The organism is Pseudomonas sp. YuFO8, from assembly GCF_035065025.1.
Taxonomy (GTDB): domain Bacteria; phylum Pseudomonadota; class Gammaproteobacteria; order Pseudomonadales; family Pseudomonadaceae; genus Aquipseudomonas; species Aquipseudomonas putida_AE.
Genome location: NZ_JAXDEQ010000001.1, coordinates 126,493 through 151,705 on the forward strand (window position 1 = coordinate 126,493; position 25,213 = coordinate 151,705).

At 60.1% G+C, this 25,213-nt stretch carries 20 protein-coding genes; 9 read left to right on the forward strand and 11 right to left on the reverse strand.

Going from position 1 to position 25,213, the window contains the following annotated elements:
- Positions 1 to 73: 73 nt before the first annotated feature.
- The 4 genes from SOP95_RS00555 to SOP95_RS00570 form a co-directional block, all read right to left on the reverse strand.
- Positions 74 to 1,507, reverse strand: coding sequence for an OprD family porin (locus SOP95_RS00555; RefSeq protein ID WP_274074037.1), 1,434 nt, complete (start codon positions 1,505 to 1,507; stop codon positions 74 to 76).
- Positions 1,508 to 1,680: 173 nt separating this feature from the next.
- On the reverse strand, positions 1,681 to 3,282 hold the full coding sequence (locus tag SOP95_RS00560; RefSeq protein ID WP_274074036.1) for an ABC transporter substrate-binding protein: 1,602 nt from the start codon (positions 3,280 to 3,282) through the stop codon (positions 1,681 to 1,683).
- Positions 3,283 to 3,576: 294 nt separating this feature from the next.
- Positions 3,577 to 5,202, reverse strand: coding sequence for an ABC transporter substrate-binding protein (locus SOP95_RS00565; RefSeq protein WP_212625801.1), 1,626 nt, complete (start codon positions 5,200 to 5,202; stop codon positions 3,577 to 3,579).
- A gap of 555 nt (positions 5,203 to 5,757) precedes the next feature.
- Positions 5,758 to 6,474: an SIMPL domain-containing protein gene (locus SOP95_RS00570; protein WP_274074035.1), complete on the reverse strand. Its 717-nt coding sequence runs from the start codon at positions 6,472 to 6,474 to the stop codon at positions 5,758 to 5,760.
- Between the two features lie 268 nt (positions 6,475 to 6,742).
- Between SOP95_RS00570 and SOP95_RS00575 the strand changes: the two genes are divergently transcribed.
- The 9 genes from SOP95_RS00575 to SOP95_RS00615 all read left to right on the forward strand — a co-directional run bounded on the left by SOP95_RS00575 (position 6,743) and on the right by SOP95_RS00615 (position 18,216).
- Complete coding sequence (locus SOP95_RS00575) at positions 6,743 to 8,005, forward strand: ATP-binding protein (RefSeq protein WP_274074034.1); 1,263 nt, start codon at positions 6,743 to 6,745, stop codon at positions 8,003 to 8,005.
- Positions 7,998 to 8,558: a response regulator transcription factor gene (locus SOP95_RS00580; RefSeq protein WP_008057484.1), complete on the forward strand. Its 561-nt coding sequence runs from the start codon at positions 7,998 to 8,000 to the stop codon at positions 8,556 to 8,558. Before SOP95_RS00575 ends, SOP95_RS00580 begins: the two co-directional genes overlap by 8 nt.
- 97 nt (positions 8,559 to 8,655) lie before the next feature.
- Positions 8,656 to 10,383 (forward strand): ABC transporter ATP-binding protein/permease, encoded by a 1,728-nt coding sequence (locus SOP95_RS00585; protein ID WP_323605523.1) that lies wholly within the window; start codon positions 8,656 to 8,658, stop codon positions 10,381 to 10,383.
- Positions 10,384 to 10,455: 72 nt separating this feature from the next.
- Positions 10,456 to 11,205: a FadR/GntR family transcriptional regulator gene (locus SOP95_RS00590; protein WP_274074032.1), complete on the forward strand. Its 750-nt coding sequence runs from the start codon at positions 10,456 to 10,458 to the stop codon at positions 11,203 to 11,205.
- A 380-nt stretch (positions 11,206 to 11,585) separates the two neighbouring features.
- Entirely contained in the window at positions 11,586 to 12,497 is a 912-nt protein-coding gene (gene kdgD / locus SOP95_RS00595; protein ID WP_323605524.1) for a 5-dehydro-4-deoxyglucarate dehydratase, read from the forward strand.
- A 61-nt stretch (positions 12,498 to 12,558) separates the two neighbouring features.
- Positions 12,559 to 14,004, forward strand: coding sequence for an aldehyde dehydrogenase family protein (locus SOP95_RS00600; RefSeq protein ID WP_274074031.1), 1,446 nt, complete (start codon positions 12,559 to 12,561; stop codon positions 14,002 to 14,004).
- A gap of 149 nt (positions 14,005 to 14,153) precedes the next feature.
- Positions 14,154 to 15,524: an MFS transporter gene (locus tag SOP95_RS00605; protein WP_323605525.1), complete on the forward strand. Its 1,371-nt coding sequence runs from the start codon at positions 14,154 to 14,156 to the stop codon at positions 15,522 to 15,524.
- Positions 15,525 to 15,535: 11 nt separating this feature from the next.
- Positions 15,536 to 17,089, forward strand: coding sequence for a galactarate dehydratase (gene garD / locus SOP95_RS00610; protein ID WP_323605527.1), 1,554 nt, complete (start codon positions 15,536 to 15,538; stop codon positions 17,087 to 17,089).
- Positions 17,090 to 17,274: 185 nt separating this feature from the next.
- On the forward strand, positions 17,275 to 18,216 hold the full coding sequence (locus SOP95_RS00615) for an AEC family transporter (RefSeq protein ID WP_323605529.1): 942 nt from the start codon (positions 17,275 to 17,277) through the stop codon (positions 18,214 to 18,216).
- On the opposite strand, the gene SOP95_RS00620 is transcribed toward SOP95_RS00615, so the two are convergent.
- The 7 genes from SOP95_RS00620 to gatC form a co-directional block, all read right to left on the reverse strand.
- Positions 18,213 to 19,697 (reverse strand): PhoPQ-activated pathogenicity-related family protein, encoded by a 1,485-nt coding sequence (locus tag SOP95_RS00620; RefSeq protein ID WP_323605531.1) that lies wholly within the window; start codon positions 19,695 to 19,697, stop codon positions 18,213 to 18,215. The genes SOP95_RS00615 and SOP95_RS00620 overlap by 4 nt on opposite strands.
- A gap of 244 nt (positions 19,698 to 19,941) precedes the next feature.
- A complete protein-coding gene (locus SOP95_RS00625; RefSeq protein ID WP_274074026.1) occupies positions 19,942 to 20,313 on the reverse strand; it encodes a carboxymuconolactone decarboxylase family protein in 372 nt (123 codons plus the stop codon).
- The gene (locus SOP95_RS00630) at positions 20,310 to 21,371 is read right to left on the reverse strand and encodes a calcium/sodium antiporter (protein ID WP_323605533.1); all 1,062 of its coding nucleotides are present in this window, start codon (positions 21,369 to 21,371) and stop codon (positions 20,310 to 20,312) included. Before SOP95_RS00630 ends, SOP95_RS00625 begins: the two co-directional genes overlap by 4 nt.
- 50 nt (positions 21,372 to 21,421) lie before the next feature.
- Entirely contained in the window at positions 21,422 to 21,793 is a 372-nt protein-coding gene (locus SOP95_RS00635) for a septal ring lytic transglycosylase RlpA family protein (RefSeq protein ID WP_323605535.1), read from the reverse strand.
- 148 nt (positions 21,794 to 21,941) lie between these two features.
- Complete coding sequence (gatB, locus tag SOP95_RS00640; protein WP_274074023.1) at positions 21,942 to 23,387, reverse strand: Asp-tRNA(Asn)/Glu-tRNA(Gln) amidotransferase subunit GatB; 1,446 nt, start codon at positions 23,385 to 23,387, stop codon at positions 21,942 to 21,944.
- Positions 23,388 to 23,397: 10 nt separating this feature from the next.
- On the reverse strand, positions 23,398 to 24,849 hold the full coding sequence (gatA, locus tag SOP95_RS00645; RefSeq protein WP_323605538.1) for an Asp-tRNA(Asn)/Glu-tRNA(Gln) amidotransferase subunit GatA: 1,452 nt from the start codon (positions 24,847 to 24,849) through the stop codon (positions 23,398 to 23,400).
- 16 nt (positions 24,850 to 24,865) lie between these two features.
- A complete protein-coding gene (gatC, locus tag SOP95_RS00650; RefSeq protein ID WP_003221657.1) occupies positions 24,866 to 25,153 on the reverse strand; it encodes an Asp-tRNA(Asn)/Glu-tRNA(Gln) amidotransferase subunit GatC in 288 nt (95 codons plus the stop codon).
- Positions 25,154 to 25,213 lie beyond the last annotated feature (60 nt).

The following is a 25,213-nucleotide window of genomic DNA, read 5'->3' on the forward strand; positions in this document are numbered from 1 at the left end:
CCCTCTGCAATCGGTTTAAGGACAATAGTCGGACGGCTGATTCGTCGCTGAATCAGCCATCCGGCGGGTGCATTTACAGGATGTTGAACGGAACCGTGGTCACCAGACGGAACTCGTTGATGCTGCCATCAGCCTGGTTTTCACTGGCGCGGTGAGCGGTGTAGGTGCCACGGATAGTGGTGGCCTTGAACGGACCGCTCTGCACGGCGTAGGTTGCACCGATGCCGTATTCGTAGTGGTGTTCGCCGTCTTGCGACTGGATACCGTCGTAGCCCTTGTCCGCCACGCCCTTGTTGCCGGTGTAGTGGGTACCGTCGATGCCCCAGCCACGTGCCTGGTAGATGTTGAACTTCAGGCCGGGCACGCCGTACTCGGCCATGTTCAGGCCGTAGGCGATCTGGAAGGACTTCTCGTTCGGGCCGTTGAAGTCCGACAGCAGGGAGTTGGCCAGGTAGATGCCGTTGGTTTCGTGCAGGTAGTCGAAGTACTCGTTACCGTTCACTTCCTGGTACGAGAAGGTCAGGGTGTGCGCCTGGTGGGTCAGGCCGAACGACAGGGAGTAGGTGTCGTTGTCGATGTCGCCGATCAGTGCTTTGCCTTCTTCCTGGGTCTTGTAGTAGTTCAGGCCGGTGGTCAGGCTCAGGACCTGGCTGTCACCCAGTACGTGGGTGGCGCCGAAGTAGTACTGGTTCCAGATGTCTTCGGCCTGGGTGGCCCAGAGGCTGGTGGTCAGGCTGGCGAACGGGGTGTAGGTGATGCCGCCGGTGTAGACGTGATCGGTTTCAACGATGCCGTTGGCGTATTCGGTGCGGAACTTGCGCTGGCTTTCTTCGGTACGCGGAGAGTTGCGATCGAAGGTGGCCAGGTCGAATTGCAGGTTGTTCAGCTCTTCACTGTGGATCGCCACACCCTGGAAGCTCGAAGGCAGCGCACGGTTACCGATGACGTCGACCATCGGGCTGCTGAAGTTCTGGCGACCGGCAGTCAGGGTGGTGTTGGAAATACGCGCCTTGACGTTGGCCAGGCCCAGCTTGCTCCACTGGCCAACGGCGTCGCCGCCTTCTTCGGTCAGGGTACGGTTGTTGCCCGCGCCTGGGCGAGTGCCCGGTGCGCCACCGTTGTTGGACGCCAGGTCCTTGCGGTCCTGGTCCAGGGCGATGGCGTTGTAGGCCGCGACTTCAGTGCTGAAACCGAGGGCACCTTCGGTGAAGCCCGAGTTGTACTTGACGATCGTGCCTTGAACCCAGTTGATACGGCGGTCAGTCGGGGTCGAAACGCCGTCTTTCTTGTAGGAAAATTTGGCCCCACGTTTCAGTTGTTCGTTGGCGTACCAGTTACGGGTCGTGCCGCTGATCGACTGGCCTTCGAGGAAGCCGGTGGCTTCGCTCTGGGCGCTTTTTTCATTCAGGGTCACCGGGGTATACGCCTGGCTTTGGGTTTCAGCGTATGCCGTGGCGGTTACGCTGCTGATGGCCAGGGCCAGTATCGCAGTGCTGCTCAGTTTCATGGGTGAAGCTCCTTACTTTCTATTATTAATGCCGGTCTTTTTTGGTGATCCGGCTATTTGCTTTGGAACACTTGCACACATCGCAAACGTTTGCTGTGGACCAGAATGGCGAATGACGGCAATACGCTTGCGTGGAGGCGCAATGCGCCCCCAGCGTTTTCAGCTACACGGTTTTATTTTTCGATGCCGACACCCGAGAACACGTTGCGACCGAAGGGGCTGACCTTGAACCCTTCGACTTTGGCGCTCAACGGCTGGTTGACCGTCGAGTGGGCGACCGGCGTGATCGGTACCTGCTGCTTGAGGTACTGCTGCGCCTGTTTGTAGAGCACGGTGCGCTGGTCGCGGTCGGTCACGACCTTGGCCTGCTTGATCAGCTTGTCGTAAGCCGGATCACACCACATGGAGTAGTTGTTGCCGCCAATGGCGTCGCAGCTGTACAGCGTGCCGAGCCAGTTGTCCGGGTCACCGTTGTCGCCGGTCCAGCCGATCAGGCTGATATCGTGCTCGCCATTCTTGGTGCGCTTGATGTACTCGCCCCATTCGTAGCTGACGATCTTGACCTTGAGGCCGATCTTCGCCCAGTCAGCCTGGAGCATCTCGGCCATCAACTTGGCGTTGGGGTTGTAGGGGCGCTGTACGGGCATGGCCCACAGGGTGATTTCGGTGCCTTCCTTGACGCCGGCAGCCTTGAGCAGTTCCTTGGCTTTTTCCGGGTTGTAGGCGGCGTCCTGGATACTGTCGTCGTAGGACCATTGGGTCGGCGGCATGGCGTTGACCGCCAGTTGCCCCGCACCCTGGTAAACGGCGTTGAGAATGCTTTGCTTGTTCACCGCCATGTCCAGCGCCTGGCGCACTTCGAGCTGGTCGAAGGGCTTGTGCCGTACGTTGTAGGCGATGTAACCCAGGTTGAAGCCGGGCTTTTCGATCAACTGCAGCGCGGGGTCGTTTTTCAGCGCAGTCACGTCGGCGGGGCGCGGGTGCAGGGTGACCTGGCACTCGTTGGCCTTGAGCTTCTGCACGCGCACCGAGGCGTCGGTGTTGATGGCGAAAATCAGATTGTCGAGCTTGACCCGGTCAGGGGCCCAGTATTGCTTGTTGCCGGTGTAACGGATGTTTGAGTCTTTCTGGTAGCTCTTGAACACGAACGGCCCGGTGCCGATCGGCTTCTGGTTGATGTCGCTCGGCTTGCCTTCCGCGAGCAGCTTGTCGGCGTACTCGGCGGAGAGAATCGCGGCGAAGCTCATGGCGATGTTCTGGATGAACGCGGCATCCACGCTGTTGAGCGTCATGACCACGGTCAGCGGCCCGGTCTTTTCGACCTTGGCGATATTCTTGTTCAGGCTCATCCCGTTGAAATAGGGGAATTCGGTCGGATAGGCCTTACGGAACGGTTGCTGCGGATCGAGCATGCGATTGAAGGTGAACAGCACGTCGTCAGCGTTGAAGTCGCGGGTCGGCGTGAAGTACTTGGTCGTGTGAAATTTCACCCCGGGACGCAGGTGAAAAGTGTACTTGAGGCCGTCCTCGGAAATATCCCAACTCGTGGCCAGGCCCGGTACGACATTGGTCGAGCCTTTTTCGAACTCGGCCAGGCGGTTGTACAGCGGTTCGGCGGCGTCGTTATCGGTCGCGGTGGTGTATTGCGCGGTGTCGAAGCCGGCGGGGCTGCCTTCGGAACAGAACACCAGGCTATTGGAGGCAGCCTGGCTCATGGACGTGGCGGCCAACAGGCCCGCGCCCAGCAATGCGGATAAAACCAAGGTATGGCGCATGACGCTCTCTCTTGTTCAGTGTTTGACAATGAGAACTCCGGGTAAAGGGAGGCCTCATCGGTCTCAATCCATGACGTGCAGCAAAACCGATGACCCACGCATGAACTGGTCGAATCCCGACGGTATGAACCGTGGGTCCGGCAGTAAATACGAAGAGTCCTAAAGACTCGTAGGAAAAGGCGACGCGTCCTAATGCACTGCTGTAGGCAGCACGCGATTTGGAGGTGGGCGGATTCCTGCTTTCTCGGTCGATAACGTAACGGCGACGTCAAGAAACGTCGCCGTTACCGAACCTTATTTGCTGACGCTGACGCCGTAGAAGGAGTTCAAGCCAAACGGGCTGATCTTGAAGTCCTGCACATTGGCGCGCATGGGTTGGAACACCGTCGAGTGAGCGATAGGTGTCATTGGAACAGCATCTTTGAGGACGTGTTGCGCCTGTTTGTACAGTTCGGTGCGCTTGCCCTGGTCCGAAGTACGCTTGGCTTGTTTGACGATGTCGTCGAACTTCTTGTCGCACCACTTGGAGAAGTTGTTGCCTTCCAGCGAGTCGCAGCCGAACAGCACGTTCAGCCAGTTGTCGGGATCACCATTGTCACCGCTCCAGCCAATCAGCATCGCCTGGTTCTCGCCACCTTTGGAGCGCTTGATGTACTCGCCCCACTCGTAGCTCTGGATCTTGACCTTGAGGCCGACCTTCGCCCAGTCGGACTGCAGCATTTCTGCCATCAGCTTGGCGTTCGGGTTGTATGGACGCTGGACCGGCATCGCCCACAGAACGATTTCGGTGCCTTCTTTCACACCGGCTTCCTTGAGCAGCTCCTTGGCTTTCTCAGGGTTGTACGGCGCATCCTTGATGGTGGTGTCGTAGGACCACTGGGTCGGCGGCATGGCGTTGACAGCCAGTTGGCCGGCGCCCTGGTACACGGAGTCGATGATCTGTTGCTTGTTGACGGCCATGTCCAGTGCCTGACGCACTTTCAGTTGGGCCAACGGGTTTGGCTCGTTGCTGCCCTTGACCTTGTCCATCACGTTGTAGGCGATGTAACCCAGGTTGAAACCAGCCTGGTCAGGCAGTTTCAGGGTCTTGTCTTCGCGCAGCGCTTTCAGGTCGGCTGGACGAGGGAACAGGGTGACCTGGCACTCGTTTTTCTTCAGCTTCTGGATGCGTACCGACGGGTCGGTGGTGATGGCGAAGATCAGGTTGTCGATCTTGACGTCGTCCGGCTTCCAGTAGTCCTTGTTCCCGGTGTAGCGGATGTTGGAGTCTTTCTGGTAGCTCTTGAACACGAACGGACCAGTGCCGACCGGCTTCTGGTTGATGTCAGCGGCCTTGCCTTCTTTGAGCAGCTGGGCGGCGTACTCGGCGGACTGGATCGAGGCGAAGCTCATGGCCATGTTCTGGATGAACGCGGCATCGACGTCTTTCAGGGTGAACTTGACGGTTTTGTCGTCGACTTTATCGATCTTGGTGATGTTGGTGTCCATCCCCATGTCGGTGAAGTACGGGAATTCGGTCGGGTACGCTTTGCGGAACGGGTCATCCTTGTTAATCATGCGATTGAAGGTGAACAGCACGTCGTCCGCGTTGAACTCACGAGTCGGCTTGAAATACGGGGTGGTGTGGAACTTGACGCCTTCGCGCAGGTGGAAGGTGTAGGTCAGGCCGTCATCGGAGACGTCCCAGCTGGTCGCCAGGCCAGGAATGACGGCGGTTCCGCCGCGCTCGAACTGGGTCAGGCGGTTGAACATGGTTTCGGCAGAGGCGTCGAAGTCGGTTCCGGTGGTGTATTGACCTGGATCGAAACCGGCCGGGCTCCCTTCGGAGCAGAACACCAGGTTAGTCGCAGCTTGGGCGAACGGTGCGCTAGCTAGCAAGCTGGCACCTAATAAAAACGGAATGACCGCTTGTTTAAGCATGGTGGCCTCATGATTTGTTGTCATTTTTTGATTTTGAGGACGACCTCGTGAGTCGTGCCTGCGGATACTTATGCAGGGGCCATACCCAATGCAAGATCCAGAGCGACTACAGGCATTAAACAGTGGCACGAACGTACCTTAATGTCGCATTAGTATAAAACCTGGCGCATTTGAACGTTTGCGCGGTGTTTTTGTAGTGCAACTGGCGCACCTTTATGGTGCGTTAAAGCCTTAGGCTGCCCGTGGGTGGGGCGGGGTGTTACCTATTTATACCCAGTCCTTGAGAGGGGTGTGGGGCTTAATGGGAGTGGTTATCGTTGCACTGGTATTGGTCGCGGGTTGCGAGTTGTACAAGGTGCAACTTTTCATTCCAATTTGTACGACATCTCTGTAGGAGCGGCCGCAGGCTGCGATCTTTGCGATCGCCGCTGAAATGTCTTTGAGAGCATAGAACAAGATCAAAAGATCGCAGCCTGCGGCAGCTCCTGCAGTTTGAATTCGAAAAAAAACGGCGGTCACCTGAGTGATCGCCGTTTTTTGTATTCAGTTATCGAATCAAGGCATCAGCACTTCAATCGAGCCATCGGCCGTCATGCTGACCTGGCTGGTGCCGGCTTCCACTTCCGGGGTCACCGGAGCGGCGTCCATGCTGGCGGCTTTCATCATCATCGGTGCGCGCATGTACGGTTGCGGGTAGCCATTGCTGTTGAAGTTCAGGTTGACGATTTTGTAACCCTTGCCGCCCAGGGCGTCAGTGGCCAGTTGGGCGCGGGCCTTGAAGGCCGTCACGGCCTCCTTCAGCAAGGCATCTTCGCTGGCCTTGCGGGTGGGGGTGGCGATGGCGAAATCCATGCCGCCCATTTTCAGGTCGCCGAGCAGTTCACCGGTCAGCTTGGACAGGGCCGCGAAGTCCGGGCTTTCCAGACGCAGTTCGGCACGCTCACGCCAGCCGGTGATTTTCTGGCCCTTGGCGTCGTAGATCGGGTAGCTGTTGCGGCTGCCCTGGCGCAGGGTGATGTCCTTCACTTGCTTGGCCTGGGCCAGGGCCTTGTTCATGGTGGTGCTGACGTCCGCGGCGAGTTTGGCCGGGTCGGTGTTCTGATCTTCGGTGTAGAGGGTCACGATCATCAGGTCGCGAGCCACTTCCTGGCTGACTTCGGCGCGCAGGGAAATCTGGTTGTAGTGAAGCTCGTCGGCGGCCATGGCCGGGAGGGCGGCGAGGGTGCCGGCACTCAGGGCGAGGAGGGCGGCGCTGCGGCGGAATGTGTGCATGAAGGCTCCTGGGTGGGTGCGCAGGTTGTTGGTGCGTGCCTGCGTGAAACCATCAGACTCTAGCTTTGATGATCCGGTTCGCGCACTTACAACTTTTATACAGACGATTGCAGGTGGCTGCTTCGCAGCCAATCGCGGGCAAGCCACGCTCCTGCAGGGGTATGCGTTTGAGTGTGGGAGTGTGGCCGTTTGCCGCACTTTCGCCTGCCAGCCCCCGCGCTTGGTTATACTCCCGTCGATCCGCCTGGAGCGCTCATCAGGAGAGCTCATGCTCGCCCCCGTTCAAATCACTTCCGCCACACGCCAGAATCTCTGGCGGCTGACGTTCATCCGCACCCTGGTATTGGCCGCTCAAGCTGGTTCCGTGGGCCTGGCCTACTGGTTCGAGCTGCTGCCACTGCCCTGGTTCCAATTGGCCGCGACCCTCGGCTGCTCGATGTTGCTGTGTGCTTTCACGGCCATCCGGCTGCGCACCACCTGGCCGGTCACCGAGCTCGAATACGCGGTGCAACTGGCCTGCGACCTGTTTATCCACAGTGCGCTGCTGTATTTCTCGGGCGGCTCGACCAACCCGTTCGTTTCTTATTACCTGGTGCCGCTGACCATCGCAGCCGTGACCTTGCCATGGCGTTATTCGGTGATTTTGTCGGGTATCGCCCTGACCATGTACACCTTGCTGCTGGCGCGCTTCTACCCGCTGCAAACCTTCCCGATTGCCCGGGAAAACCTGCAGGTGTACGGGATGTGGTTGAGCTTCGCGCTGGCGGCGGCAGTGATCACGTTCTTTGCCGCGCGCATGGCCGAAGAGCTGCGTCGCCAGGAAGAGCTGCGGGCCATTCGCCGGGAAGAAGGCCTGCGCGACCAGCAGCTGCTGGCCGTCGCCACCCAGGCGGCGGGCGCTGCCCATGAACTGGGCACGCCGCTGGCGACCATGAGCGTGTTGCTCAAGGAGATGCAACAGGATCATCCTGACCCGATGCTGCAGGATGACCTGAAAGTGCTGCAGGATCAGGTCAAGTTGTGCAAAGAGACCTTGCAGCAGCTGGTTCGGGCGGCGGAGGCCAATCGCCGGCTGGCCGTGCAGATGCAGGACGTCACCGACTGGCTCGACGAAGCGCTCAATCGCTGGCACCTGATGCGTCCGGAAGCCAGTTATCGCTTCCAGCGCCTGGGCCAGGGCTCGGTGCCGCGCATGGCACCACCGCCGGACCTGACCCAGGCGTTGCTCAATTTACTCAACAACGCGGCGGATGCCTGTCCCGAAGGGCTGCAAGTGACCCTGGACTGGAATGCCGAAGACTTGACCATCAGCATCCGCGACCACGGTGCGGGCGTGCCGCTGGCCATCGCCGAGCAGATCGGCAAGCCATTTTTTACCACCAAGGGCAAAGGTTTCGGCCTGGGCCTGTTTTTGAGCAAGGCCAGCGTGACACGCGCCGGCGGCTCAGTGAAACTCTACAGTCATGAGGAAGGCGGCACGCTCACCGAGCTGCGCCTGCCCCATGGCGCCCGAGGAGACGAACATGAGTGACGAAATCCAAGTTGAAGGCGAAGAACTGCCGCATTTGCTGCTGGTCGACGACGACGCGACCTTTACCCGGGTGATGGCCCGCGCCATGGCCCGCCGTGGCTTTCGCGTCAGCACCGCCGGTTCCGCCGAAGAAGGGCTGACCATCGCCCAGGCCGATCTGCCGGACTATGCCGCGCTGGACCTGAAAATGGATGGCGACTCGGGCCTGGTGCTGCTGCCCAAGTTGCTGGAAATGGACCCGGAAATGCGCGTGGTGATCCTCACCGGTTATTCGAGCATCGCCACGGCCGTAGAGGCGATCAAGCGCGGCGCCTGCAACTACCTGTGCAAGCCGGCCGACGCCGACGACGTGCTGGCGGCGCTGCTGTCCGAACACGCCGACCTCGACAGCCTGGTGCCGGAAAACCCGATGTCCGTGGACCGCCTGCAGTGGGAACACATCCAGCGCGTGTTGACCGAGCACGAAGGCAACATCTCCGCCACCGCCCGCGCCCTGGGCATGCACCGCCGCACGCTGCAGCGCAAACTGCAGAAGCGTCCCGTTCGACGCTGAACCAACGCTGAACGAATGCGGGCCGCTCCTCGCGACAAACCGAACCGATCATCTATGATCGGTTCGTGCATGTATTTTTTCTTATCGAGCCTTATCCATGAATCAGAACGCTGAATATTCCGCGGTCAATGATGCTGTGCGCGGGCAGTTTTTTCGAAAAGTCTGGGCGATGATCACGCCTTACTGGCAGAGCGAAGAAAAGGTCAAGGCCTGGACATTGCTGATCGCCGTGATTGCGTTGTCGCTGATGAGCGTGGGCATCTCGGTGTGGTTCAACACCTGGTACAAGGATTTCTACAACGCCCTGCAGCAAAAGGACGAGGAAGCGTTCTGGCGGCTGATCCTGTATTTCTGCGCGATTGCGGCGGTGGCGATCGTCGGTGCGGTGTACCGGCTCTACCTGACGCAGATGCTGACGATTCGCTGGCGGGCCTGGCTCACCGAAAAACATTTCGCCCGCTGGCTGGGCAACAAGAATTACTACCAGCTGGAGCAGGGCGGCTACACCGATAACCCGGACCAGCGCATTTCCGAAGACCTCAACAATTTCACCTCCGACACCTTGAGCCTGGGCGTTGGGCTGTTGCGCAATGTCGTCAGCCTGGTGTCGTTCTCGATCATCCTCTGGGGTGTGTCAGGGAGCATCGAGGTATTCGGGGTGACCATTCCCGGCTACATGTTCTGGTGCGTACTGGTCTACGCCGTGGTGGGTAGCTGGCTGACGCATTTGATCGGTCGCCGCCTGATCGGCCTGAACAACCGGCAACAACGCTTCGAAGCCGACCTGCGTTTCTCCATGGTGCGGATTCGCGAAAATGCCGAAAGCATCGCGCTGTACAACGGCGAGCCCAATGAGAACCGCCGCCTGACCCAGCGTTTCTCGATGGTCTGGCACAACTTCTGGGACATCATGAAGGTGTCCAAGCGCCTGACCTTCTTCACTTCCGGCTACGAGCAGGCCGCCATCATCTTCCCGTTCATGGTGGCCGCGCCACGTTATCTCTCCGGCAAGATCGAACTGGGTGAGCTGATGCAGATCAGCTCGGCGTTCGGCAATGTCCAGGACAGCTTCAGTTGGTTCATCACCGCGTACCAGAGCCTCGCCTCATGGCGCGCCACCTGCGATCGTCTGCTCAGCTTCCGTCAGGCCATGACCGACAACGAGCAACGGGCGCCAGCCATTGACGTGCAGAACGCGGGCTCGGCCTTGAAGGTGCACAACCTCGGCCTCGACCTGGCCGACGGTCGCCACCTGTTGACCAGTGCCGACATGACTGTGGAGGAGGGCGAGCGCGTCATGCTCAGCGGCCGTTCCGGCAGCGGCAAGTCGACCTTGCTGCGGGCGATGGGGCACCTGTGGCCAGCGGGGCATGGCAGTATCCGGCTGCCGGCGGCGCGCTATCTGTTCCTGCCGCAAAAGCCTTACTTGCCGATTGGCACGCTGCGCGAAGCGCTGAGTTATCCACAGGCCGGCGATACCTACCCCAACGAGCGCTACGTGCACGTTCTGGAAACGTGCCGTTTGCCGCATCTGGTGGCGCGACTCGACGAAGCCAATCACTGGCAGCGCATGCTGTCGCCGGGCGAGCAGCAACGCCTGGCCTTCGCCCGTGCACTGCTTTATGCACCGCAATGGCTGTACATGGACGAAGCGACTTCGGCGATGGATGAAGAAGACGAGGCGTCGCTGTACCAGGCACTGATCGATGAGTTGCCGGGCCTGAGTATCGTCAGCGTCGGCCATCGCAGCAGCCTCAAGCGTTTCCACCCACGGCACGTTCGTATCGAGAACGGGCATTTGGTGGACCAGGCCGTGACCGCCTGATGGGTGATCGTACAACCGTGTTGCGCTATGATGCGGTTTCAGCAGCCGAATTTTTCGAGACAGATGTTCACCATGGAAAACCCGAACGCCGCACCACGCCTCCCTCGCAAGCGCCGCAGCCTCGCTCAGGAACTGGTGACGGTGCTGTCCGAGCAGATCCGCGACGGTCACCTCAAGCGTGGCGACAAGTTGCCCACCGAGTCGGCGATCATGGATGCCCATGGCGTCAGCCGCACCGTGGTGCGTGAAGCGATTTCCCGTTTGCAGGCGGCCGGGCAGGTGGAAACCCGTCACGGCATCGGCACCTTCGTGCTCGACACCCCGAGCCCGAGCGGTTTTCGCATCGACCCGGCGACTGTGGTCACCCTGCGTGACGTGCTGGCGATTCTGGAACTGCGCATCAGCCTTGAAGTGGAATCCGCCGGCCTCGCCGCGCAACGCCGCAGCCCCGAGCAGTTGGCGCTGATGCGCGCGGCACTGGATGCGCTGAACGAAAGTGTTTCCCACGCCAGCGATGCCGTGGCCTCGGACTTCCAGTTCCACCTGCAGATTGCCCTGGCAACCGGCAACCGCTACTTCACCGACATCATGACCCACTTGGGTACCAGCATCATTCCGCGTACCCGCCTGAACTCCGCGCGCCTGGCCCATGACGATCAGCAGCACTACATGAATCGCCTGAGCCGCGAGCACGAAGAGATCTACGACGCCATCGCCCGCCAGGACTCCGACGCGGCGCGCGCCGCCATGCGCCTGCACCTGACCAACAGCCGCGAGCGGTTGCGTCATGCCCATGAAGAGGCTGAGGCGCAGCGCGGGTAAGCGATCTACCTCGTGTCATCCATCGTCTGGGTTATCGCTATCGCCAGCAGGCTGGCTCCCACAGGAGTACGCGTTCCAATGTGGGAGCCAGCCTGCTGGCGATAGGGCCAGCGGCCATCCCACAGATCTTTCGGTTGTCTGGGCTAATCTTCCGACAACGTATCTCCTACGAACCCGCTAGACGCCACATTCCTCTCCGCTTTCCCTATCGCTGCAGCCTTTGAAAAACTGAGCTGGCGCTCTTTTTGTCGAACAATTTTCACCCGCAGCGATGAAATGCAGTTGACGGTTATTTTTTAAGTTGTACGATGACCTACAACTTCGGCGCAGGCTGAACGGTTTTCTCACACACAAACGTCGCTACCCAGGGTGTTCGAATAATGAATCCACAAGAACTGAAGTCCATCCTCTCTTCCGGTCTGCTGTCTTTCCCGGTCACCGATTTCAATGCCCAGGGCGATTTCAACCGCGCTGGCTACATCAAGCGTCTGGAATGGCTGGCCCCATACGGCGCCTCGGCTCTGTTCGCCGCAGGCGGCACCGGTGAGTTCTTCTCCCTGGCGGCCAGCGAATATTCGGAAATCATCAAGACTGCCGTCGACACCTGCGCCACCAGCGTGCCAATCCTCGCCGGCGTCGGCGGTTCGACCCGCCAGGCTATCGAGTACGCACAGGAAGCCGAGCGTCTTGGCGCCAAAGGCCTGTTGCTGCTGCCGCACTACCTGACCGAAGCCAGCCAGGACGGCGTCGCCGCCCACGTTGAAGCCGTGTGCAAGTCGGTCAACATCGGCGTGGTGGTCTACAACCGTAACGTCTGCCGCCTGAACGCGTCGCTGCTGGAACGTCTGGCTGAGCGCTGTCCGAACCTGATCGGCTACAAGGATGGCCTGGGTGATATCGAGTTGATGGTGTCGATCCGTCGCCGCCTCGGTGATCGCTTCAGCTACCTGGGTGGCCTGCCGACCGCCGAAGTCTACGCCGCGGCCTACAAGGCGCTGGGCGTGCCGGTCTACTCCTCGGCGGTGTTCAACTTCATCCCGAAAACCGCGATGGATTTCTACCACGCGATCGCTCGCGAAGATCACGCCACCGTCGGCAAGATCATCGATGACTTCTTCTTGCCGTACCTGGACATCCGTAACCGCAAGGCCGGTTACGCAGTGAGCATTGTCAAGGCCGGGGCAAAAATTGCCGGCTACGACGCAGGTCCTGTGCGTGCGCCGCTGACCGACCTGACCGGCGAAGAGTACGAAATGCTCGCCGCGCTGATCGACAAGCAGGGTGCGCAGTAATACATCCGATTTAGTAAGGCCGCTGAGCGATCAGCGGCCTTTTGCGTGAGGAGATCTTAAAGTGGCAGATGCAAAGCGTTTCGATAACTACATCAATGGCGAATGGGTTGCCGGTGGCGATTACTCGGCCAACATCAACCCGTCCGAACTGACCGATGCCATCGGCGATTACGCCAAGGCTGACCTGGCCCAGGTCAACGCCGCCATCGACGCTGCCCGTGCCGCGTTCCCGGCATGGTCCACGTCCGGTATCCAGGCGCGTCACGACTCGCTGGATAAAGTCGGCACTGAAATCCTCGCCCGTCGCGAAGAGCTCGGCACCCTGCTGGCCCGGGAAGAGGGCAAGACCCTGCCCGAAGCCATCGGCGAAGTGACCCGCGCCGGCAACATCTTCAAGTTCTTCGCCGGTGAATGCCTGCGCCTGTCCGGCGACTACCTGCCGTCAGTGCGTCCTGGCGTCAACGTGGAAGTCACCCGCGAAGCCCTGGGCGTGGTCGGTCTGATCACCCCGTGGAACTTCCCGATTGCCATCCCTGCGTGGAAAATCGCCCCGGCCCTGGCCTATGGTAACTGCGTGGTACTCAAGCCTGCCGACCTGGTGCCGGGTTGTGCCTGGGCCCTGGCTGAAATCATCTCCCGTGCGGGCTTCCCGGCCGGTGTGTTCAACCTGGTGATGGGCAGCGGTCGTGTGGTTGGCGATGCACTGGTGCACAGCCCTAAAGTCGATGGCATCAGCTTCACCGGTTCCGTGGGCGTCGGTCGGCAGATCGCCGTCAGCTGCGTGTCGCGCCAGGCCAAAGTACAGCTGGAAATGGGCGGCAAGAACCCGCAGATCATTCTCGACGACGCCGACCTCAAGCAAGCGGTCGAGCTGTCGGTGCAGAGCGCGTTCTACTCCACCGGCCAGCGTTGCACGGCATCGAGCCGCTTTATCGTCACCGCCGGGATCCACGACCAGTTCGTCGAAGCCATGGCCGAGCGCATGAAGTCGATCAAGGTCGGCCACGCGTTGAAAGCCGGCACCGACATCGGTCCGGTGGTCTCGCAAGCCCAGCTCGAACAGGACATGAAATACATCGACATCGGCCAGTCCGAAGGTGCGCGCCTGGTCAGCGGCGGTGGTCTGGTGACCTGCGACACCGAGGGCTACTTCCTCGCGCCAACGCTGTTTGCCGACAGCGAAGCGTCGATGCGCATCAGCCGCGAAGAGATCTTCGGCCCTGTGGCCAACATCGTTCGCGTGGCCGATTACGAAGCCGCACTGGCCATGGCCAACGACACCGAATTCGGCTTGTCCGCGGGCATCGCCACGACTTCGTTGAAATACGCCAACCACTTCAAGCGCCACTCCCAGGCCGGGATGGTGATGGTCAACCTGCCGACCGCCGGCGTGGATTACCACGTTCCGTTCGGTGGACGTAAAGGTTCATCCTATGGATCACGTGAGCAAGGTCGCTATGCGCAAGAGTTCTACACGGTCGTAAAAACGTCCTACGTCGGCTCCTGATACACCGCAATACCCCTGTAGGAGCTGCCGCAGGCTGCGATCTTTGCTTTTAAAGATCAAAAGATCGCAGCCTCGTTTCACTCGTCAGCTCCTACAGGGTGAACCAAAGATTCACCCCGCATAAAAATAATCAGTGGGAGTACATCTACATGCAATCGACCAAGAAGCCGACTCACGTCCGCTATCTGATCCTGCTCATGCTGTTTCTGGTGACCACGATCAACTACGCCGACCGCGCCACCATCGCCATCGCCGGCTCCAGCCTGCAGAAAGATCTCGGCATCGACGCAGTCACCCTCGGCTACATCTTCTCCGCATTCGGTTGGGCCTACGTGGCCGGGCAAATTCCCGGTGGCTGGCTGCTGGACCGTTTCGGTTCGAAAAAAATCTATGCACTGAGCATCTTCACCTGGTCGCTGTTCACCGTGTTGCAGGGTTATGTCGGCGAGTTCGGCATGTCCACGGCGGTGGTCGCGCTGTTCATGCTGCGCTTCCTGGTGGGCCTGGCCGAAGCGCCATCCTTCCCCGGCAACGCACGCATCGTCGCGGCCTGGTTCCCGACGGCTGAACGCGGCACCGCTTCGGCAATCTTCAACTCGGCGCAATACTTCGCCACCGTGTTGTTCGCGCCACTGATGGGCTGGATCGTCTACAGCTTCGGCTGGCAGCACGTGTTCATCGTAATGGGCGTGATCGGCATCATCTTTTCGGGCATCTGGCTGAAAGTGATCTACAGCCCACGCCAGCACCCGATGATCAATGACGCCGAGTTCAAGCACATCGCCGACAACGGCGGCATGGTCGACATGGACCAGGACAAAGGCAAAGGCAAAAAGGGCGATGGTCCGAAGTGGGACTACATCCGTCAGCTGCTGACCAACCGCATGATGCTCGGCGTGTACCTGGGCCAATACTGCATCAACGGCATCACCTACTTCTTCCTGACCTGGTTCCCGGTGTACCTGGTGCAGGAGCGCGGCATGACCATCCTCAAGGCTGGTTTCATCGCCTCATTGCCGGCGATCTGCGGCTTCATCGGCGGTGTGCTCGGCGGGGTGATTTCCGACTATCTGCTGCGCAAGGGCCATTCCCTGACCTTCGCCCGCAAGGCGCCGATCATCGCCGGCCTGCTGGTGTCCAGCAGCATCGTCGCCTGCAACTACGTGGACGTTGAATGGATGGTCGTGGGCTTCATGGCCCTGGCGTTCTTCGGCAAAGGCGTGGGTGCATTGGGTTGGGCCGTGGTGTCCGATACTTCTCCGAAGCAGATCGCCGGTTTGAGCGGTGGCCTGTTCAACACCTTCGGTAACCTGGCCTCGATCACCACGCCAATCGTCATCGGTTACATCATCAGCTCCACCGGTTCGTTCAAGTGGGCGTTGGTGTTTGTCGGTTGCAACGCACTGGTCGCGGTGTTCAGCTATCTGGTCATCGTCGGTCCGATCAAGCGAGTGGTGCTCAAGGAGCCGCCGGTAAACGGTCCTGAAGCATCCGGTAAATTGTCTCAAGCGCATTCCTGAGGAGCGGCGTCATGCAGTTGATTGAACATTCCGACTCGCCGCGTTACATCCGCCTGCACGAGCGGGACAACGTGGTGATCGTGGTCAATGACCAGGGTGTACCGGCCGGTACCGAGTTCCCGGATGGCCTGGTCACCGTGGACTTCGTGCCACAGAGCCACAAGGTCACCCTTGAAGACATTCCCGAGGGTGGCCAGGTGATTCGCTACGGCCAGGTCATCGGCTACGCCCTGCAGCCGATTCCCCGTGGCAGTTGGGTCAAGGAAGATCAACTGCGCATGCCGACTGCGCCGCCGCTGGACAGCCTGCCGCTGTCCACCGAAGTGCCGGCCGCGCAGGCACCGCTGGAAGGTTATACGTTCGAGGGTTATCGCAACGCCGACGGTACGGTCGGCACGCGCAACATCCTGGGTATCACCACCACGGTGCAGTGCGTGACGGGTGTGCTGGATCATGCGGTCAAGCGCATCAAGGACGAGTTGCTGCCCAAGTACCCGCACGTCGATGACGTGGTGGCGCTGACCCACAGCTACGGCTGTGGGGTGGCAATCACCGCCACCGACGCGTACATCCCGATCCGCACCGTGCGCAACCTGGCGCGCAACCCGAACCTGGGCGGCGAAGCCCTGGTGATCAGCCTGGGCTGCGAGAAATTGCAGGCCGGGCAGGTGATGCACGAGGACGATGCCTCGGTGAACTTGAGTGAGCCGTGGCTGTATCGCCTGCAGGATTCCAGCCACGGTTTTACCGAGATGATCGAGCAGATCATGGAACTGGCTGAAGCCCGCCTGAAGAAGCTCGACCAGCGCCGCCGGGAAACCGTGCCGGCGTCGGAGCTGATCCTCGGCATGCAGTGTGGCGGCAGTGATGCGTTTTCCGGGATCACCGCCAACCCGGCCCTGGGTTATGCCTCGGACCTGTTGCTGCGTGCCGGTGCGACGGTGATGTTCTCCGAAGTGACCGAAGTGCGCGACGCGATCTACCTGCTGACCTCCCGCGCGAAAACCGAGGGCGTCGCGCAGGAGCTGGTGCGGGAAATGGATTGGTACGACCGTTATCTGGCCAAGGGTGAGGCGGACCGCAGCGCCAACACCACGCCGGGTAACAAGAAGGGCGGGTTGTCGAACATTGTCGAGAAGTCCCTGGGCTCGATCGTCAAGTCCGGCAGCAGTGCTATCACGGGTGTTCTCGGCCCTGGCGAGCGGTTCAAGGAAAAAGGCCTGATCTTCTGCGCGACCCCGGCCAGTGACTTTGTCTGCGGTACGTTGCAACTGGCGGCGGGGATGAACCTGCATGTGTTCACCACGGGGCGCGGTACGCCTTATGGACTGGCCATGGCACCGGTGGTGAAAGTGTCGACCCGGACCGAACTGGCGCAGCGCTGGCCGGACCTGATCGACATCGACGCCGGGCGCATTGCCACCGGGCGCGCGTCCATTGAGGAGCTTGGCTGGGAGTTGTTCCACTACTACCTGGATGTGGCCAGCGGCAAACAGCAGACCTGGGCTGAAAAGCACAAGCTGCATAACGACATCACCTTGTTCAACCCGGCGCCGATTACCTGATACCGCGTTATCGTTCATCGCCAGCAGGCTGGCTCCCACAGTGATCTTCGGTGATTGCACATTTTGTGCAACAAAGAAGATCCCCTGTGGGAGCCAGCCTGCTGGCGATAGCGATCTACCAGACGCCATTGTCCCTGGTGGCTTATCATTAGCCAACTAACGACACCATCTAGGTTCCCACCGGCATGCTGGCAATTTTCCTCGAAACCCTGAACATCACCGCACCGGTGTTCGCCATGCTGTTTCTCGGGGTGTTGCTCAAGCGCATCGACTGGATCAACGACAACTTCATCCATACCGCCTCGTCCCTGGTGTTCAACGTCACCATGCCGGCGCTGCTGTTCCTGGGCATCCTGCATGCCGATCTGCATGCCGCGTTGCAACCGGCACTGCTGATCTACTTCTCCCTCGCCACCTTGGTGTGCTTCGCCATTGCCTGGGGCTGGGCGATCTTCAGGTGCCCGCGCGAAGACCGGGGGATTTATACCCAGGGTGCGTTTCGCGGTAATAACGGCGTGATCGGCCTGGCACTGGCCGCGAGCATGTATGGCGACTACGGGATTTCCCTGGGGGCGATCCTGGCGGCGCTGGTGATCCTGTTCTACAACACGCTGTCGACCATCGTGCTGGCGGTCTACAGCCCGGTGATCAAGTCCGATCCGTGGAGCATCTGCAAAAGCGTGATGGTCAATCCGCTGATCATCAGCGTAATTGCCGCGGCGCCCTTTGCCTATTTCAAGATCAGCCTGCCGGGCTGGCTGGAGACCTCCGGCCAGTACCTGGCACAAACCACCTTGCCGCTGGCGTTGATCTGCATTGGCGGCACGCTGTCGCTGGCGGCCATGCGCAAAAGCGGCTCTATGGCGCTCAGTTCAAGCCTGGTGAAAATGCTCGGCCTGCCGATCCTGGCGACGCTCGGCGCGTGGCTCTGGGGTTTTCGTGGTGCGGAGCTGGGCATTCTGTTCCTGTACTTCGGCAGCCCGACCGCCGCCGCCAGTTTTGTCATGGCCCGGGCAGCCAATGGCAATCATGAACTGGCGGCGGCGATCATCGTGATCACCACGCTGATGGCGGCGGTGACCACCAACATCGGGATCTTTTTGTTGCAGTGGGGTGGGTGGATCTAGCGGCTGGCCATCTCGGGCAGGGTTTTGCACAGTGGCCCGGTCTCTGGAGGTGCTGCGGTCGGGTAGCGATCAGGCAGGACCTGTACCGGTGTGGTGACGACAAAACCATCGGCGAAGGTCGCCTCGACAAATGTTGCTGTCCAGCCCTGTTCGGGTGTTTCTATCTGTACCTGTGCATGCAATGGGGTGGAAGGGGTGACATGCCGTGGCTGATAACGAACTCCGCAAGCATCCCGGAAGTCTCGCGCCGTCGGGTTCACGGCCGTCCATTGAGTCACCTGAACCGGCGCCTCGGTAAAGTGCAGCGAAACGGCTTTGCCCGTTCCATGGGTTGTTGCGCTTGTCGTCACGGAGGGTAACGGGCGATCTTGCTGCCACCGGTTGACCACAGGAATCAGTGAGCTTTCAACGAATTGCCGGATGCCGTTGTGGCTGGAATTGGGGGCAACCCGCAGGCTCTTCGGCCCAGGCAGTCGATCGAAATAGATATCCGAATTGTCAGGGGTGAAAAAGTCGTCACTGCTGGCGTTGACGATGTATTTCGCAATGGCCAATCGCTCGGCATAGGCACTGTCCAGATAAGCCAGGGGGTCGACGATTTTCAGCAGTTTCTCGAAGTTTTCGGTGTGGCGCAGACGGAGCACCCCTTCGCTGTAATAGTCATAGAAGGCCAGCGGCCAGTTTTTGCCATAGGTTTGAAAGGTATGTTCGAACACTTTGGCTGTGCCGAGTCCATCAATGACAAATGGCACGACGGCGTTGACGCGCTCATCGGCAATAGCGGCCAGCCAGGCTGCCCAGGCGCGTTTCGACACTCCACTGGCAATAAATCGTTCAACGTTCCATGGCTTCAGTTCTTTCTGGGCAAGGTCCATCGCCTTGACCAGAGACGCCATCATCGGAACATGAGCAGACATGTAAGGGCGCGTTTCAGGACTTTCGAGAAATAATTTCCAACTATGGGCGACGCTTGAGTCTTCTGTGCGGGGAACTCCGTCATCGGCGTAAGTGAGATATTGATTGGGGATGTTGCTGAGCGAGATGACGATTGTATTGGTTTGGCGTGCAACTTCCAGGGCCATGGCTTGAGTGAAATCTGTAGGTTCAGATTTAGCCTTGTTGCCGGCGGGTATGTTGGTTCCGTTGTTCGCCACCAGTAGTGCCTGTCCATGAAGGGCATTGTGTGGGATATAAATGTCGACACTATGTTTCCATTGTTCCGGGCTGACCAGTCCTTCAGGCGACCACTGTTGAGATGACAGGTCAAAGCTGCGCTTCTCTACGCCAGGAAAGACCTGGGTGCCTTTTGCTACGTAGAGTAATGGTTTGGAGGCTTCCTGATTTTTATAGCAGTTCAGTATTTCGCTGAAGTCGTTGGGGGAAGAGCATTTGTCGACCAGCGTTTCGGCTTGTGCCGTGAAGCTTGCCAATCCAAGAGTTAATAACATGTTTGGTAAAATGACACGAAGTGTGGATCGCATTGGACTAGTCTCGCTTGTTTCAATTTATTTTATGATTGTTATCGCGAAATTTTTTTGCCGCGGGAAAATATTGTCTTCGTGTCATCGATATTGGAAGTTATTTTGTAGGTGTTGTTTTTCTGGATATATGTAATGGAAAGTGACTTATATAAGTAGGCTTGGAGTTCTGGCGGTCGAATGCATTCGACGGGACGGCGAAATCAATCACCGTCCCCTCGAACGAGGTTTTAACAGGTAGGGGGGGTTACTGATATTGCTCGATCACTTCCTGCGCCGCGCGAAACGCATCGATGGCCGCCGGCACGCCGGCATACACCGCGCAGTGCAGCAGTGCCTCGCGAATCTCCTCCACGGTGCAGCCGTTGTTCAGCGCGCCGCGCACATGACCTTTCAATTCCTGCGGGCACTTCAGCGCGGTCAACGCGGCCAGGGTGATCAGGCTGCGGGTTTTCAACGGCAGGCCTTCGCGATTCCACACCCCGCCCCAGGCATGTTCGTTGACGAAGTCCTGCAGCGGCTGGGTGAACTCGGTGGCGTTGCCCAGGGCGCGGTCGACGAAGCTGTCGCCCATCACTTGGCGACGTACTTCGACGCCGGATTTTTTATTCTCGGTCATGGCAATTCCCTCTTGTGGTGTTGGCGACGCCAGGCGCGCAGTGACGTGAACAACAGGAACGCCAACAGTGGCGGCAGGACAAAAAACAGCATCAGGTGTTCAAGCTTGCCGGCCAGCGGCATGCCGGTGGTGAACGACACCACGTGCAGGCCGTAGGCCAGGTACAGGCCCAGAAACAGCAGGCCTTCGGCGCGGGTCACCCGGTAACCGGAATAAAATACCGGCAGGCACAACGCCGCGACGCCGAGCATCACCGGCAGGTCGAATTCCAGCGCGTTAGGCGATACCGACAAGGGCGACGGCGCGATCAGCGCCGTCAAGCCAAGCACGCCCAGGAGGTTGAACAGATTGCTGCCGATCACGTTGCCCACGGCAATTTCCCGTTCACCGCGCAAGGCGGCGATCAGGGAAGTGGCCAGCTCCGGGAGTGAGGTGCCGACGGCGACGATGGTCAGGCCGATGATCCGCTCCGACAGCCCCAGGTCGGTGGCGACCGCGACCGCCGCACCCAGCAGCAGATGCCCGGCGTACACCAGCATCGCAAGGCCGGCGACGATCATCAGCAGGCTGGTGAACCATGGCGCTTCCCCTGTATGGCCATGAGTCGACACCGGGCGCACCGAATGTCGCGACTGGCGCAGCAACAAGGCCAGGTACAACAACAGTGCCACCAGCAGCATGACGCCGTCGGTACGGGTCAGCTCTTCATTCCACGCCAGGAAGAACACCAGCAGGCTGGCGCCGATCATCAGCGGGATGTCCAGGCGCACCAGTTGCCGGGAAACCCGCAACGGTATGATCAGGGCGGAGAGCCCGAGGGTCACGAGGATGTTGAAGATGCTGCTGCCGATCACGCTGCCGACGGCAATGTCGGCGTTATGTGCCAGGGTGGCTTGCAGGCTGACCGCCATCTGCGGTGCGCTGCTGCCAAGGGCGACGATGGTCAGGCCGATGATCAGCGGGCGTACATGCAGGCGTGCCGCCAGGCGCACCGCAGCGCGCACCATCAGTTCGGCGCCGGCAATCAGCAGCACCAGCCCGCTGAGCAATTCGATCACGCTGATCAGGGGTAAATCGGCTAGTCCGAAAATGGTCGGGGCTCCGTCGGTCAGTCGAGGGCTTGCACGCGAACCCGCGCGGTGCCGCTCTTGAGCATGCCCAGGCGCTCGGCGGCTTCATGGGACAGGTCGATCAGGCGGCCACGGGTATGCGGGCCACGGTCGTTGATGCGTACCACGCAGGATCTGTCGTTGTTCAGGTTGGTGACCTTCACCCGTGTACCGAAGGGTAGCTGGCGATGGGCGGCGGTCAGGGAATTCTTGTTGAAACGCTCGCCACTGGCGGTGCGTTTGCCTTGGTGTTTGGCGCCGTAGTACGAGGCAACGCCGGTTTTGTCGTAGCCGTGGGGGTCGACAACGTCGTTGCTGGCGCAACCGGCGAGTAGAGACAGGAGGGCGCAAAGGCTGAGCAGACGATTCATTGAAGGTTTCCCAAAAACAAATGTGGGAGCCAGCCTGCTGGCGATTGCGGAGTGTCAGACACGGATAAGTTGAATGTCAGACCGCTATCGCCAGCAGGCTGGCTCCCACAAGGAGTGGAGCCAGATTTGAAGGCTGGCTCCATTTGCATCAGCCTTCGAGCTTGCTTTTAAGCAATTCGTTCACCTGTTGCGGGTTGGCCTTGCCTTTGGAGGCTTTCATGGCCTGGCCGACGAAGAAGCCGAACATCTTGCCGCGCTTGGCTTCGTCCGCCGCGCGGTATTGCTCGACCTGCTCGGCGTTGGCCGCGAGCATTTCGTCCAGCACCGCCGAAATGGCGCCGGTGTCGGTCACTTGCTTCAAGCCGCGCTTGTCGATGATCTCGTCCGCGCTGCCTTCGCCGTTGGCCATGGCTTCGAACACCACCTTGGCGATCTTGCCGGAGATGGTGTTGTCCTTGATGCGCTGCAACATGCCGCCCAGTTGCTCGGCGGAAACCGGCGACTGATCGATGTCCAGGCCTTGCTTGTTGAGCAGGCTGCCCAACTCGACCATCACCCAGTTGGCCGCCAGCTTGGCGTCGCCGCCGATGCTCGCGACCTTCTCGAAGTAGTCGGCCTGCTCGCGGCTGGTGGCCAGCACGCTGGCGTCGTACACCGACAGGCCGAACTGCTCCTGGAAACGCTCGCGTTTCTGCGGTGGCAATTCCGGCAGGGTGGCGCGCACGTCATCGAGGAAGGTGTTTTCGATGACCACCGGCAACAAGTCCGGATCGGGGAAGTAACGGTAGTCGTTGGCTTCCTCTTTGCTGCGCATCGGACGGGTCTCGTCCTTGTTCGGGTCGTACAGGCGAGTCTGCTGGATCACCTTGCCGCCGTCTTCGATCAGCTCGATCTGACGCTGGATTTCGCTGTTGATCGCCTTCTCGATGAAACGGAACGAGTTGACGTTCTTGATCTCGCAGCGGGTACCGAACTCGACCTGGCCTTTCGGGCGGATCGACACGTTGCAGTCGCAACGCAGCGAGCCTTCGGCCATGTTGCCGTCGCAGATGCCCAGGTAGCGCACCAGTGCGTGGATCGCCTTGACGTAGGCCACGGCTTCCTTGGCGCTGCGCATGTCCGGCTCGGAAACGATTTCCAGCAGCGGAGTGCCGGCACGGTTCAGGTCGATGCCGCTGGCGCCGCTGAATTCTTCGTGCAGGCTCTTGCCGGCGTCTTCTTCCAGGTGCGCGCGGGTGATGCCGACGCGTTTGACCGTGCCGTCCTCAAGGGCGATGTCCAGGTGGCCCTTGCCGACGATCGGCAGTTCCATCTGGCTGATCTGGTAGCCCTTGGGCAGGTCAGGGTAGAAGTAGTTTTTGCGGGCGAACACGTTGTGCTGGCCGATCTCGGCGTCAATCGCCAGACCGAACATCACCGCCATGCGCACCGCTTCCTGGTTCAGCACCGGCAACACGCCGGGCATGCCCAGGTCGATCAGGCTGGCCTGGGTGTTCGGCTCGGAACCGAAGGTGGTGGAACTACCGGAAAAGATTTTCGACCGGGTGGTGAGCTGGGTGTGAATCTCCAGCCCGATCACGACTTCCCATTGCATGTGTGTCTCCTCAGAAGCCGGTTGGGGTGCGGGTGTGCCAGTCAGTGTTCAACTGATACTGGTGGGCAACGTTCAACAGGCGACCTTCCTGGAAATACGGAGCGAGCAGTTGCACGCCGACCGGCAGGCCGTCGACAAAACCGGCCGGCATCGACAGGCCTGGCAGGCCGGCGAGGTTGGCGGTGATGGTGTAGACGTCTTCCAGGTAGGCAGCGACCGGATCACTGTTCTTGGCGCCGAGCTTCCAGGCCGGGTTCGGCGTGGTTGGGCCGAGGATGATGTCGACCTCGTTGAAGGCGGCCATGAAGTCGTTCTTGATCAGGCGACGGATCTTCTGCGCCTTCAGGTAGTAGGCGTCGTAGTAACCGGCGGACAGCGCGTAGGCACCGACCATGATCCGGCGCTGCACTTCCGGGCCGAAGCCTTCGCCACGGGAGCGCTTGTACAGGTCGATCAGGTTGACCGGGTTTTCGCAGCGGTAGCCGAAACGCACGCCGTCGAAACGCGACAGGTTGGACGAGGCTTCCGCCGGGGCGATCACGTAGTACGCAGGGATCGCGTGCTGCATGTTCGGCAGGCTGATTTCCTTGACCACGGCACCGAGCTTTTCCAGCTCCTTGACGCTGTTGTGGATCAGCTCGGCGATGCGCGGGTCGAGACCGGCGCTGAAATACTCTTTAGGCACGCCGATGCGCAGGCCTTGCAGCGAACCGTTGAGGCTGGCGCTGTAGTCCGGCACGGGCTCGTCGATGCTGGTGGAGTCGTTCGGATCGAAGCCGGCCATACCTTGCAACAATATTGCGCAGTCTTCGGCCGTGCGCGCCAACGGACCGCCCTGATCGAGGCTGGAGGCGTAAGCGATCATGCCCCAGCGCGAAACACGACCGTACGTCGGTTTCAGGCCCGTCAGGTTGGTCAGCGCAGCGGGCTGACGAATGGAGCCACCGGTGTCGGTACCGGTAGCGGCTGGCAACAGACGAGCGGCCACCGCAGCGGCCGAGCCACCGGACGAACCGCCGGGCACGTGTTCCAGGTTCCACGGGTTTTTCACCGCGCCGTAGTAGCTCGACTCGTTGGCCGAACCCATGGCGAATTCGTCCATGTTGGTCTTGCCCAGGGTCACGGCCCCGGCAGCGGCCAGCTTGGCGACAACGGTGGCGTCGTACGGCGCCTTGAAGTTGTCGAGCATCTTCGAGCCACAGCTGGTGCGGATGCCCTGGGTGCAGAACAGGTCCTTGTGGGCGATCGGCGCGCCGAGCAGGGCGCCGCTCTCACCGTTGGCCCGGCGTGCGTCAGCGGCTTTCGCCTGCGTGAGCGCCAGGTCTTCGGTGAGGCTGATGAAACTGTTGAGCTGCGGGTCGAGCTGGGCGATGCGCGCCAGCAGGAGTTTGGTCAGCTCTTCGGAGGAAAACTTTTTATCGGCGAGTCCGCGGGCGATCTCGGCCAGAGTCAATTGATGCATTGCAGGCTCTTTCCCTTTAGTCGATGACTTTCGGAACCAGGTACAGGCCGTTTTCGACCGCTGGTGCGATGGACTGGTAGGCCTCGCGGTGATTGGTCTCGGTCACGACGTCCGCACGCAGGCGCTGGCTGGCTTCCAGAGGGTGGGCCAGCGGTTCGATACCGTCGGTATCGACTGCCTGCATTTCGTCGACCAGCCCGAGAATGCTGTTGAGGGCCGAAGTGATGTGTGGAAGATCGGCATCATTGAGGCCCAGACAGGCCAGATGAGCGATTTTTTCCACGTCGGAGCGTTCAAGCGCCATTGGGATTCTCCAGTGGAAAACAAAACGGACGGCGTCCGTGTGTTAGATTGTCGGAACACT